Annotated in this window: 13 protein-coding genes and 1 pseudogene; 12 read left to right on the top strand and 2 right to left on the bottom strand. The window is 41.9% G+C overall.

The features are described from left to right. Positions 1-172: 172 nt before the first annotated feature. From H5203_RS04150 to H5203_RS22795, 5 genes are all read left to right on the top strand, one after another. A complete protein-coding gene (locus tag H5203_RS04150; protein ID WP_220495280.1) occupies positions 173-958 on the top strand; it encodes an alpha/beta fold hydrolase in 786 nt (261 codons plus the stop codon). A gap of 196 nt (positions 959-1154) precedes the next feature. Next, on the top strand, positions 1155-1355 hold the full coding sequence (locus H5203_RS04145; protein ID WP_182757732.1) for a hypothetical protein: 201 nt from the start codon (positions 1155-1157) through the stop codon (positions 1353-1355). Positions 1356-1807: 452 nt separating this feature from the next. Continuing rightward, on the top strand, positions 1808-2059 hold the full coding sequence (locus H5203_RS04140) for a hypothetical protein (protein WP_182819409.1): 252 nt from the start codon (positions 1808-1810) through the stop codon (positions 2057-2059). Between the two features lie 216 nt (positions 2060-2275). Continuing rightward, a complete protein-coding gene (locus tag H5203_RS22800) occupies positions 2276-2518 on the top strand; it encodes a GFA family protein (protein ID WP_259401905.1) in 243 nt (80 codons plus the stop codon). Next, on the top strand, positions 2515-2733 hold the full coding sequence (locus H5203_RS22795; RefSeq protein ID WP_259401904.1) for a GFA family protein: 219 nt from the start codon (positions 2515-2517) through the stop codon (positions 2731-2733). The genes H5203_RS22800 and H5203_RS22795 overlap by 4 nt, the downstream gene beginning before the upstream one ends. A 216-nt stretch (positions 2734-2949) precedes the next feature. Here the strand turns inward: H5203_RS22795 and rne are convergent. Further along, positions 2950-6405 (bottom strand): annotated as a pseudogene (rne, locus tag H5203_RS04130) (ribonuclease E). Between the two features lie 625 nt (positions 6406-7030). Between rne and rluC the strand changes: the two are divergent. After that, complete coding sequence (gene rluC, locus H5203_RS04125) at positions 7031-7990, top strand: 23S rRNA pseudouridine(955/2504/2580) synthase RluC (RefSeq protein ID WP_145233581.1); 960 nt, start codon at positions 7031-7033, stop codon at positions 7988-7990. Further along, a complete protein-coding gene (locus H5203_RS04120; RefSeq protein ID WP_145233582.1) occupies positions 7987-8631 on the top strand; it encodes an HAD-IA family hydrolase in 645 nt (214 codons plus the stop codon). Before rluC ends, H5203_RS04120 begins: the two co-directional genes overlap by 4 nt. A gap of 18 nt (positions 8632-8649) precedes the next feature. On the opposite strand, the gene H5203_RS04115 is transcribed toward H5203_RS04120, so the two are convergent. Beyond that, positions 8650-9243, bottom strand: coding sequence for a nucleoside triphosphate pyrophosphatase (locus H5203_RS04115; RefSeq protein ID WP_182819408.1), 594 nt, complete (start codon positions 9241-9243; stop codon positions 8650-8652). A gap of 142 nt (positions 9244-9385) precedes the next feature. Between H5203_RS04115 and yceD the strand changes: the two genes are divergently transcribed. Genes yceD through fabG form a run of 5 tightly spaced genes read left to right on the top strand, consistent with a single transcriptional unit; the run spans position 9386 to position 12891 of the window. Continuing rightward, entirely contained in the window at positions 9386-9910 is a 525-nt protein-coding gene (gene yceD / locus H5203_RS04110) for a 23S rRNA accumulation protein YceD (protein ID WP_145233584.1), read from the top strand. 9 nt (positions 9911-9919) lie between these two features. Continuing rightward, a complete protein-coding gene (rpmF, locus tag H5203_RS04105) occupies positions 9920-10090 on the top strand; it encodes a 50S ribosomal protein L32 (RefSeq protein ID WP_002962381.1) in 171 nt (56 codons plus the stop codon). Positions 10091-10102: 12 nt separating this feature from the next. Beyond that, positions 10103-11146, top strand: a complete 1044-nt coding sequence (gene plsX, locus H5203_RS04100) for a phosphate acyltransferase PlsX (protein WP_145233585.1) — start codon at positions 10103-10105, stop codon at positions 11144-11146. 59 nt (positions 11147-11205) lie between these two features. Next, positions 11206-12132 (top strand): ACP S-malonyltransferase, encoded by a 927-nt coding sequence (gene fabD / locus H5203_RS04095; protein ID WP_145233586.1) that lies wholly within the window; start codon positions 11206-11208, stop codon positions 12130-12132. Between the two features lie 12 nt (positions 12133-12144). Further along, entirely contained in the window at positions 12145-12891 is a 747-nt protein-coding gene (gene fabG, locus H5203_RS04090; protein WP_145233587.1) for a 3-oxoacyl-ACP reductase FabG, read from the top strand. The last annotated feature ends 196 nt before the right edge of the window (positions 12892-13087 follow it).

Genomic DNA, 13087 nt, shown 5'->3' with positions numbered 1-13087 from the left:
AGTTGTCTGAAAAAACCACCGCGAATAAGATTATTACTCTAGCTTTTAATACAAAAAATAATTTAACCAAAATAGTAACTTGGCTATGGTTTATTAATAAAAGTGAATTATAAAATGAGTTTATCTACAGGTTTAGTCGTTAAGGAGGAAAAGTGAAATTTGGATTAATGTTTTGCTGTTTTTTGTCACGGCAAGTGTGTTTGCCAAGCCTAATTTTATTAAGGTTAATGGCTATGATATTGAGTACGAAATCGCGTGGAGTGGCAAGCATACTCTATTTTTAGAGGCTGGTGGCTCTGCGGGGTTATTTGATTGGGAGCCGGTTTTTGAAAAGCTTGCAAAGGAAGCCCGCATCATTCGTTATTTAAAAATTGGTAACGGCGGTTCTACGCAATTGAGAAAAAACTACAGCTCGGAAGAGTATGCAAACGAAGTTCTCATGCTACTTGAAGCGTTACACGTTGAAAAACCAATCGTCTATATTGCTCATTCATATGGTGCTTATATCGCAAGACGATTCGCTGCAACTTACCCTGAGTGGGTTTCAGCCCTCATGCTGATTGAGCCTGCTTCGGAGCATGATGTTGATATCATGCGCCAAATTGATCTTGCAAAAGCTGAGAAAGAAATAGCACAAGTGAAATTAGGCGATATGGCTAATGGTATGTCCAACCAGTATCTGGACTTTTGGGGGAAAAGACCATTGCCAGATTATCCACAGATCCCAGATATTCCAGTAACCGTTATTGCATCCGTGAAAAAGTATAAAAATCCGCCATTACTCTTTTTTACCGATGAAGGCCGAAAAATTTGGGGCGAATTGCATTCAACTTCGGCTGAGTCTTTTCCACAAGGTAAAGCTGTATTAACAGATAAGAGCTATCATTATCCTCAAAATGATGAACCAGATAGGGTGGTGCAAGAAGTAATTGAATTATTGAAAAGAATTAAAGACTAATAAATGCAGGGAATTGATTTACATGATTTGCCGCTGCAGTAAGCGATGAGACGGTATAGTTAGCTATGTGCTTACAAATAATTTAACCAAAATAGTAACTAGGCTGTGTTTAGTTTACAAATGAAAATAAATCAAATCGAGTCATTTTTTAGACTTTTAGATAAGCCGATATAGCTGTGATGATTTAAGGACTGATATGAGTAATAAAAAGGAAGGTAAATCAGCAAATAAAACCTTAGGTGTATATATGGCAATAGGGTGTGGAGTTGGCTCTGCTATCGGTGTGGTTATTGGTGTAATATTTAACATATTACATTTTAGTTTAGCTATTGGCATTGCTGTTGGCGCTGGCATTGGTCTTTCAGTTGGCACCGCAATACAAGAAAAGAAAAAATAACAAACATCCCTAATAATATGAGCCTTCGACTTGCCATCGTTTTAGATAATCAATTAGTTACTGTATAATTTAACGAGTCTAGGTGTTTATGAGCAAAGCTAAATTGTTTTTACACTTTTCATATTTCTTGCTCATGATTTTTGAGCACAAAAGCACTTGGCCAAAATCAAAGTTCAAGTATTTGAATGCTAACGTTGGGTGCTGAATTTAAATATGAAAATTATACTGCTTCCTGGCCTTGATGGTACTGGCCGTCTGTTTGCTAAATTGACAAAAAACTTGCCTGAAAATATAAATACTGAAGTGATCTCATATGAATCACTTGAAGGCTTGTTTATGCTAAACAAGCGGCAGAAATAGCAAAGCGTTTTAAAGATACTGATATTTATATTGTCGCGGAGTCTTATTCTGGGCCGGTGGCTTGTGAGCTTTATAAGCTACTTGGCAGTCGTGTGAAAGGCATCGTATTTTTGGCCAGCTTTATCTCAGCGCCTTCTTTGTTATCTAAGTTGGCAGGCTTTTTACCTGTTAGCTTACTGTCAGCAAATTATTTAAGTAAAAAGCTACTTTATCTGTTTGGTTTTAGTTTAACGGGTGGCCAAACGTTGGTTTATCCCGTATTTGCTTCGCTGCAAACAGCGAATAAACGTAAACTCAAATTAAGATTAGGCAACATAGCTGGCCTTTCAAACAGTGCGAGTTAGATTGCCCAGTGACTTATATTCGCCCTAGTAGAGATTTACTGGTAAGCGCGAGTGCGGTGAAGTACTTAGCGTCAATGTGTTCCAGCTTCAGCCAAGTTGAGATTGAAGGCGGACATTTTATAGCGCAATCAAACCCTGTAGCATGTGCTAAGGTTATTTGTGATACATTCAACGTAGCATCGGCGTTGATAAAATTGAACTTAAAGGAAGATTATAATGGACAGTACATCTCATAAAACAAAAGGCCATTGTCGTTGTGGACAGGTAAAGTTTGAAGTTAGCGCAAAGCCAATGATCACTATGGCTTGTCATTGCACTGGTTGTCAGAAAATGACGTCTAGCGCATTTAGCTTAAGCTCATTATTTCAACGAGCTGCCTTTTCTATTACATCTGGAGCGCCTGTTATTGGCGGGCTGCATGACAGTAGTACGCAGCACTTTTTTGTGGACATTGTATGAGCTGGTTATTTACCCACCTAGAAGGTTTGGATGATTTTGTAAATGTTCGCTCAACAATGCTAGATGACTCTCGCACCTACAAACCATTCATTGAAACTTACACTGATGAAAAACTTGAGTGGGCGAGTACGGGGGCAGAGCACAGTTTTTGTAAGTTTCCACCGCAAGAAAAGTTTCCTGAATTGCTGCATGAGTATATGCTAAAACAAGGATAAATATAGCATTACCCTTCATGCGCTTTTTATAAATAACAAGTGCAATGTGCTGTTTGTTTTTCCATCACTATTTATCTAATATCTCTGCTTAGGCTAGTTTGCTTTAGCTAGAGCCTAGTAAATCGTTCTCTTTAACCTTAAAACTGCTATTAAAAAAGCCGCGTTAATTTTCATTTACGCGGCTTTTTAGTGTGCTTTTAAGCTAAACCAAAAGTGTTAGTCAACACTCATGGTTTTAGTCATTGCAGCATTCGCGCGACCAGCTGGTTTGATAGAACCGGCACGTAAGCCGCTATCTGGAATAGCGTCACGTTTGTCGTGTGCCATCGCTTTTGGCGTATGGGCGACTTCGCTATCTGCAACAGCAGTAGGTTGTGCCATTGGCGCACTTGCTTTACCTGAAGTGATCACTGTTTTAGTGTGTGCTACAGGTTTTGCAGTAGGCTTAGTCTCTGCCATTGGTGCTTCCTCAACAACTACTTCTGGAGTAGGTTCAGCAGCAACATGCGCTTGTTCAACCACTTCTGGAGTTGGTTCTACAGCAACTGGTGCTTGTTCAACCACTTCTGGAGTAGGTTCTACAGCAACAGGCGCTTGTTCAACCACTTCTTCAGTTGGTTCTACAGCAACAGGCGCTTGTTCAACCACTTCTTCAGTAGGTTCTACAGCAACAGGCGCTTGTTCAACCACTTCTTCAGTAGGTTCAGCAGCAACTGGCGCTTGTTCAACCACTTCTTCAGTAGGTTCAGCAGCAACTGGTGCTTGTTCAACCACTTCTTCAGTCGGTTCAGCAGCAACTGGTGCTTGCTCAACCACTTATTCAGTTGCTTCAGCAGCAACAGGTGCTTGTTCAACCACTTCTTCAGTTGCTTCAGCAGCAACTGGCGCTTGTTCAACCACTTCTTCAGTTGCTTCAGCAGCAACAGGCGCTTGTTCAACCACTTCTTCAGTTGCTTCAGCAGCAACAGGTGCTTGTTCAACCACTTCTTCAGTAGGTTCAGCAGCAACAGGTGCTTGTTCAACCGCTTCTGGAGTCGGTTCAGCAGCAACAGGTGCTTGTTCAACCACTTCCGGAGCTGATTCAGCAACGGCAGGTTTTTCTTCAACTACTTCTGCAGCTTGCTTATTTTGCTTGGCTTTTAACTCAGCTTCATATTCAGCAGCGGCTTGATCTGCAACTGGAATAAATGCTGGTGGTTGTGTACCTTGCGTTGGCGTAGCTTCTTCACCCTCAGGACGACGACGGCGTTGCCCAGCAGCACGTAAATGACGTGGAGAACGGCGTGAACGCGTACGCGTTTGGCCTTGCTCTTCATCAGTCGATGTTACTGTCTCTTGCTCGTTTGGTGCCGTCTGTTCAGCTTTTTGCTCAGGCGCTTCAACAGCCGTTGTTTCAACAGCAGTAGTCTCAACCGGTGCTTTAACTTCTTCAGTTTGAGTTACAACTGGCTTAGCTGGCTTGTCATCAACAACAGGCGTAGCTTGTAGCTCTGCGTCATTGTTGGTTGTAGCCGGTTGTGCATTTTCATCTTGTAGGCGAACTTTTTTACGTAAGTTACGGCGCTGACGACGAACCTTAGGTTTTTGCTCCGTTGCTTCAACAACGACATCTTGGCTTGGTGCAACGTCTTTTACGTCAGCTTTTGCTTCGGTTTTTTCTGCTACTACTTTGCTGTTATCGTTACGCTTACGTGAGTTAGGATTGCGACGACGTTTGTTACGGTTATCGTTTCTTTCCTGTTGCTCGTTGTTTTGCGTGTTTTCAACTGCTGGCGTTTCTTCAGCTACGCTTTCTGTACGCTCGCTTTGCGGTTTAGTGCGTGAATTATTGTTACGACGACGTTGGTTATTACGACGACGTGTATCACCGTCATTGTTACGACGTGGATTATTACGAGATTCACTCGCTGTTTTTTGCTGCTGTTGCTCTTTACTTTCTGTTTGCTCAGCAGGCGTTGCAAATAAAGCCTTAAACCAATTGCTGATGGTAGTAAATAAACTTACCTGCGGCTGGGCTGCAACACTTTGTGGTGCCGCTGCTGGGGCTGCTTGAGCCTGAGCTTGTGGTGCTGGTGTCGATGGCATAACTACGCCTTTTAACACCGGCTCTTCACGTACCGCGACCGTTGGTGTTTTTGATGTTTCATACACTTCTTGTTCAGGTAATGTGATTTGCTCGTAGCTTGCTGCTTCAATTGTTTCATCTTTACGCAAACGCATTACTTCATAATGTGGTGTATCCATATGTTGATTTGGAATGATCACCACATCACAGTTATGACGTTTTTCGATGCGATGCACGCTACGGCGTTGCTCATTTAACAGATATGAGGCAACCGCTACAGGTACTTGGGCATTAACTTGTGAGGTATTGTCTTTAATCGCTTCTTCTTCGATTAAACGTAGGATTGACAATGCAATCGACTCGTTTGAACGAATAGTACCTTGACCACTACAACGTGGGCATGGGCCTTGGCTCGCTTCACCTAATGAAGGGCGTAGGCGCTGACGCGACATTTCAAGTAAGCCAAAACGCGAAATTTTACCAATTTGTACACGGGCACGATCTGGACGAACAGCATCTTTTAAGCGATTTTCTACTTCACGTTGATGGCGCGGTGGTGTCATATCAATGAAGTCGATAACGATTAAGCCACCTAAGTCGCGTAAACGTAATTGGCGAGCAATTTCGTCTGCAGCTTCTAAGTTGGTATTAAGCGCAGTTTCTTCGATATCGCCGCCTTTAGTGGCTTTAGATGAGTTGATATCAATAGAAGTAAGTGCTTCAGTTGGGTCAATAACAATTGAACCACCAGAAGGTAAGCGTACTTCACGTTGAAACGCAGACTCAATTTGGCTTTCGATTTGATAATGAGTAAAAAGAGGCACTTCACCTTGATAAAGTTTTACACGGCTCATGAAGTCAGGGCGAAAACGCTCAATGTGCGCTTTAGCCTCTTCAAATACACGGGCTTTATCAATTAGGATCTCACCGATGTCACGGCGTAAATAATCGCGAATCGCACGGAAAATCACGTTGCTTTCTTGATGAATTAAGAACGGTGCTTTACCGCCATCAGAGGCTTGCTGAATCGCATCCCAATGAACAAGCAGCGCTTTTAAATCGTAGTTTAGTTCTTCAAACGATTTACCAACACCGGCAGTACGCACGATTAAACCCATGCCTTTAGGCAGTTCTAAACGACTTAAAGCTTCTTTAAGTTCAGTGCGTTCATCACCTTCGATGCGACGAGAAATACCGCCAGCACGAGGATTATTAGGCATTAAGACTAAGTAGCTACCTGCAACACTAATAAAAGTGGTGAGGGCTGCGCCTTTTTGGCCGCGTTCTTCTTTGTCTACTTGGACAATAACTTCTTGACCTTCTTTGATCACGTCACGAATATTCGGACGACCATGGAAAGTATAACCTTGTGGGAAGTAAGTACGGGCTATTTCTTTTAAAGGAAGGAATCCGTGACGATCAGCGCCGTAATCAACAAAGGCGGCTTCTAATGACGGTTCTATACGAGTGATTTTGCCTTTATAAATATTGGCTTTTTTTTGTTCGTGACCCGGGCTTTCGATATCTAAATCATACAGGCGCTGGCCATCAACCAGTGCTACGCGCATTTCTTCTTGCTGCGTCGCATTGATTAGCATACGTTTCATATTGTTACTCTACTGTGTTATGTCTCTGACATGACGAAACTTTTCGCCTGTTCAGTTGCTCCCATCGCTTCTTTTTGTACAATCTCACGACTGGGTCTGTGGGGGAGCTTGGTACTGTATCCGTACTCTAAGTATCTTTATGGTGCTGGCTGACAATAACGTGTTGTCACGTTATTAAATTCTATTATGGTGCCAAAACTATCGGCTGTTTTTTTACAGTGACGTATTCGAGTTCTGTCCAGAGTCGACCATTAATTAAATTAACTTGTACGGTTACAACACATCTGCTGAACGGCGTATTGTACGCCGTCACGATCAGACAAATTATCTGTTCAAATTGCTTTTTTCATCAACATTAAATAACACTTCATGCTCAAACTTAACTGGCGATATATTACACGCATCGGAGTTAATTGAAGGCACGTGTAAACTGGGTATGTATAAAAGCTTTGGAAAACTTATCTAGGATCTGTATGATCAATTACCCAGAATGTGCATCACGAATGTTTTAATGTGTTAAAAAGCACCGTTGTTATTTGCAAATATATATTTGCGACGGTGATTATCCCATTATTATAACTGTGTTAGCAACTAAAATTATTTTACTTAAATCAGTGATTAGGCAATGTCAGAAAAAACCGGCTTACAAGTATCTTTCGTCACGATTACCGAAGACCATTTAGGTCAACGGATTGATAACTTTCTTATTACTCATTTAAAAGGGGTGCCTAAAAGCGCTGTGTATCGAATTCTTCGCAAAGGGGAAGTGCGGGTTAATAAAAAACGCATCAAACCTGTGTATAAATTACAACTCGATGACATCGTTCGTATTCCACCAATACAAATAGCTGAACGTGAAGAGTTTGTGCCTAAAAATCTTGATGTAGTGACCAAACTTGAAGAGGCTATTTTATTTGAAGATAAATACCTTATCGTCATTAACAAACCATCAGGCATGGCTGTGCATGGCGGCAGTGGGCTCAGTTATGGTTTAATTGAAGCATTGCGCGTATTGCGCCCAGATGAGCGCAGTTTAGAGCTTGTACATCGTTTAGACCGTGATACATCAGGCTGTTTGTTAATCTCGAAACGTCGTTCAGTGTTGACCAGCTTGCATGAACAGTTACGTGAAAAAACCATGGAAAAGAATTACTGGGCATTGGTTGATGGGCAATGGGATTCTAAAACTAAAAATGTCACCGAAGGGCTGCGTAAAAACACCCTACAATCAGGTGAACGAGTAGTACGTGTGGATAACGTTGAAGGTAAACCTTCACATACTCGTTTTAAAGTACTGGAGCGCTTTGCTGAATGTTCGTTAGTGCAGGCATCACCAGTAACCGGTCGTACTCACCAAATTCGTGTGCATACACAATGTAAAGGTCATGCAATTGCTTGTGATGATAAATATGGCAACCAAGCATTTGATGCGGCGATGCGTAAAGTGGGATTAGGGCGATTATTTTTACATGCGCACGATTTGAGTTTTTATCATCCAAAAAATGAAACTACTATGCGAGTAGAAGCGCCGCTTGATAAAGCGCTGGCTAATTGTATTAAAACGTTACGTGCCGCAAAACCGTGAAACCCTATAAATTAGTTATATTTGATTGGGATGGCACGGTGATGGATTCGGTGGCTAAAATAGTTAACTGTATGCATCAATCCGCGAGAGTCTGTGGTGTAGTTTGCCCCACTGACGAGGCGGTTAAAAATATCATTGGTTTATCACTTGAGCAGGCCGTGACGGTGTTATTTCCTCAGCAGAGCCATTTACACGCTGATTTAATCGCCGGTTATAAGCATCAGTATAAACATCTTGATAACACGCCTACGCCTTTATTTGCTGATGTAGAACAGACTTTAGCGGCATTAAAAAACCGTGGCGTATTGTTAGCTGTTGCTACCGGAAAAAGCCGAGTCGGCCTTGAACGCTTGCTGGATGAAACACAGTTACGGGATTACTTTGTAGCGACCCGCACCAGTGATGATGCATTGTCAAAACCAGCTCCTGATATGTTGTTGCAACTGCTGGATGAACTCAATATTAGCCATGATGATGCGCTGATGATTGGCGACACTAAAATAGATATGGCGATGGCAAAAGCGGCCAATATTGACCGTTTAGGTGTAACTATGGGGGTGCATAACGCCCAGCAGCTAAACGAGTTTACACCGATTGCGACAGTTGATTCGTATCAGCAACTAGCTGCGCGTTTAGTTTAAGTCGTAGTGAATAAATAGTTAGTCTTGATTACTTAACACATCCAGATCAAACTCAGTCAATAATTGGCTGAGTTTGATAAGTGGTAAACCAATCAAGCTATTAGGGTCATCACCGCTAAGCTTTTCAAATAAACAAATACCTAAGCCTTCGCTTTTAAAGCTGCCTGCACAATTGTAGGGTTGCTCTGCGTCACAGTAAGCAGATATTTGTGCTTGTGCCAGTGTTCTAAATGTAACATTAAAGGGTTCAACTAGGGTTTTTGTTTTATTGCTTTGAATATCATAAACACATAAGCCCGTTAGAAATGTGACTGTATTACCGCTAAATAAACTCAGTTGTTTAATGGCATTTTCTTTGTTGTGTGGTTTACCTAAGATTTGTTGCTCAAATACGGCAACTTGATCAGAGCCAATTACTAAGCCTTGTTTAAAAAGGGCAGTGGCTGCGCGTGCTTTGAGTTCACTTAAGCGTTTTACAAGTTCAACAGGGGCTTCATTGGGTAGTGCTGATTCGTCAATATCAGGTGAAAAACTGTCGAACGGCAGATTAAATTTTTGCAATAAAGACTGACGAAAGGGTGAACTTGAGGCTAAAATAAGCGGGTGCTGCATGGATTGTTTTCCTAATGAAAATTAGATTGAGTTAGGATAAATCAGATCCGTTGGCAAAACAAAGAAATGAATCGCGAAAAACCAGCTAAAATTGGTTTTTTACTTTGACTAACCAAGTAACTATCTATATGATGCAGCCCCTATGCAAAAGGTGAAAATTCCCATCACTCTTCATCCAGGCAAGGCAGCGCAACACCGTTTAAAGTATGACGGCATTGTACCGCTTGAAAAACTTACCCGTTTACGGGAAGTTGTGCAGGAAGAAGTAGGTGAAATAGCGGTAAAAATTCATTGCAAAAACGATGATCAAGGTTTCGCTGTGATTAGAGGCAATTTGTCCACACATGTTACTGTCACTTGTCAACGTTGTAATGGTGATTTAGGGTTGGATTTGGTTCAAGACTTTGTTTATTCACCAGTCGGTGAGGATACAGAGTTAGAGATTTTTCCAGAAGACTACGATGAAGTAGCGCTTGATGAAAATGGTGAAGTTAACGTTTTTGATTTAATCGAAGACGAACTAATTTTAGCAGTGCCATTAGTTGCTACCCACAACGAAGCTTCATGCAGTTATTCAGCAAAGCCTGCCAGCTTTGGTGTTTTAAAAGCGGAAGATGATAAACCAAATCCATTTGATATTTTGAAACAACTTAAGAAAGATTCTTAGGAGAAGACTATGGCTGTACAAAAAAGCAAAAAGTCTCGTGCAAGACGCGGCATGCGCCGTTCACACGATGCGATCAGTGGTCCAACTTTAACTGTAGACCAAACATCTGGTGAGACTCATCGTCGTCACCATGTGACTGCAGATGGTTACTACAAAGGCGTTCAAGTAATTTCTAAATAAGAGATTGCTTTTATGCTGACCAATCTAACAATTGCGTTAGATATGATGGGGGGCGATTATGGCCCCCGTTCATCTATCCCCGCAGCCGTTAACGCGGTAAATGCAAATGCCAACCTAAGATTGATCTTATGTGGCAACGAACAAGTAATATCTAAAGAACTCGAGTCTCTCGATTCTCTATCTCATCCTCGTTTAATAATTCGTCATTGTAGTCAAGTAGTCACCAATAGCTGTGAACCGTCTTCTGCTGTGCGATCTAAAAAAGATTCCTCAATGCGCGTTGCCCTTGATTTAGTTAAATCAGGTGAGGCACAAGCGTGCGTTAGTGCCGGAAATACCGGTGCATTATTATTTATGGCTCACTATGTGCTGAAAATGTTGCCAGGCGTAAAACGTCCTGCATTGATCTCGGCTGTGCCAACTGAGCGAAAAAATCCGGTTTACTTACTTGATTTAGGTGCGAACGTGCATTGTGATGCACAAACCTTATATCAATTTGGCATTATGGGTTCGGTTGTCGCAGGGCAGGCACTGGGCTGTGATAGTCCAAAAGTGAGTTTATTAAATATTGGCTCCGAAGACATTAAGGGCCATGAAGATATCAAACAAGCTGCACAACTGATGCAACAATGTAGCTACCTCAATTATACTGGTTACAGCGAAGGTAGTGATATTTTTACTGGTAAATCAGATGTGATCGTCTGTGAAGGTTTTGTGGGCAATGTGGCTTTGAAAACCTGTGAAGGGATTGCCAAGCTGATTATGTTTAAGCTTACCAAAGCACTGCAAAAGCACTTTTTCTATAAATGTTTAGCATTTATGTTACAGCCAGTAATAAAAAAACTCTATAAACGGGTGAACCCCGACCAGTATAACGGCGCTTCTCTGGTAGGATTGCGCGGTATTGTCGTAAAAAGCCATGGAAATGCCTCAGCTAAAGCATTTCATGCTGCTATCGACGAAGCTGCTAGAGAGGTGGAACGTCAACTTCCTGAAAAAATTGCAGCTATCTTCGAGCAAACACATTCAACTAAAAAAGTCGCAACTGACGATTAATTACTATGTCAGGTGCGTACTTAAAAATTTATTTATTTGTTTAATTAAAAGAGCAAAGTATGGCACAAAAAATTGCACTTGTTTTTCCGGGTCAAGGCTCACAATCTGTGGGTATGTTAAGTGAACTATTAGAGCAATCTGATATTGTTAAAGCGACGTTCGCGCAAGCATCAGCGGCACTTGGTTATGATTTGGCTGCATTAGTACTTAATGGTCCAGAACAAGAATTAAATCAAACCCATCGTACGCAACCGGCATTATTAACAGCATCGGTGGCAATTTACCGCCAATGGCTTGCTGCAAATCCAGATGCAGACGTAACGATGGCAGGTCACAGTTTAGGTGAATACTCAGCGCTGGTATGTGCTGATGTGTTGAGCTTAGGCGAAGCTGTAAAATTGGTTGAAAACCGTGGTTTATATATGCAAGAAGCTGTGCCAGCAGGCGTGGGTTCAATGGCTGCGATCATTGGTTTAGGTGATGACGAAATTAAAGCCGCGTGCTTGGCATCAGCACAAGGTGAAGTGGTTGCACCAGTAAACTATAACTCACCGGGTCAAGTTGTGATTGCAGGTCATAAAGCCGCAGTAGACAGAGCATCAGAAGCGTGTAAAGAAGCCGGTGCAAAACGTGCATTGCCTTTATCGGTAAGCGTACCTTCACATTGTGAACTAATGAAACCAGCGGCAGAAAAATTAGCAAAAGATTTAGCTGCTTTAACATTTAATACACCTAAGTGTGATGTAATTAATAATGTTGATGTAACAGCTGCAAGTTCAGCGGACGCTATTAAAGATGCATTAGTGCGTCAACTATACAGTCCAGTACGATGGACAGAAACAGTACAAGCATTGGTAGCGCAGGGCATTACCCAAAGCTACGAGTTTGGTCCTGGGAAGGTGTTAACGGGTCTTGCTAAACGCATTGATAAAGCAATGGTATGTGGTTCGGTGAATAGCCAAACTGCCATTGACGAAGCAAAATAAGAGTAGGAAAAAATGGCAAATTTATTTTCGTTAGAGGGCAAAGTTGTCCTAATTACAGGCGCTAGTCGCGGTATTGGTAAAGCAATCGCCACTACATTGGTAGCACAAGGTGCTAAAGTTGCCGGTACTGCAACCAGCGAGTCCGGTGCTGCAAATATCAGCGAATACTTAGGCGAGAATGGTAAAGGTTATGCGTTAAACGTAACTGATCCTGCGTCGATCGAGGCGACACTTGCTGCGATAAAAGCCGATTTAGGCGATATCGACGTATTAGTAAATAATGCCGGTATTACCCGCGATAACTTACTTATGCGTATGAAAGATGCAGAGTGGGACGATATCATTGATACTAACTTGAGCTCAGTTTTTCGTTTATCTAAAGCAGTGTTACGCCCGATGATGAAAAAGAAAAACGGTCGAATTATCAATATAGGTTCAGTTGTTGGTACAATGGGTAATGCAGGGCAAGCTAACTACGCAGCAGCTAAAGCGGGTGTAATTGGTTTTTCTAAGTCGTTAGCGCGTGAAGTTGCTTCTCGTGGTATTACAGTCAACGTAGTTGCTCCTGGTTTTATTCAAACAGATATGACCGACAGCTTAACTGACGAGCAAAAAGCAGCTACGCTTGCTAATGTTCCTGCTGGGCGTTTAGGCCAACCGGATGAAATTGCCGCCGCAGTATGTTACTTAGCATCTGATGCAGCAGCGTATGTTTCAGGCGAAACTTTGCACGTAAATGGTGCGATGTACATGGTGTAAGGAACTTTGTTCCTATTTTGTTTTGAGGCGGCTTGTCGAAAAATGTTGAATTTTTTGTTAACTTGCTTTAAACATACTTGAATTCGTGCTGAAAATAAGCGATAAAAGACACAAATAACCGTCAAGAGGTTTGACCAGATAAAAAATTATCAGCAAATCCTTGAATCACAGAATTATGCGCCGTAAACTACGCCGC

Source organism: Pseudoalteromonas sp. SG41-1 (assembly GCF_014164575.1).
GTDB lineage: Bacteria > Pseudomonadota > Gammaproteobacteria > Enterobacterales > Alteromonadaceae > Pseudoalteromonas > Pseudoalteromonas rhizosphaerae.
Note: the sequence above shows the minus strand (reverse complement) of the source record. Positions and strands in the feature narration are given on the sequence as shown.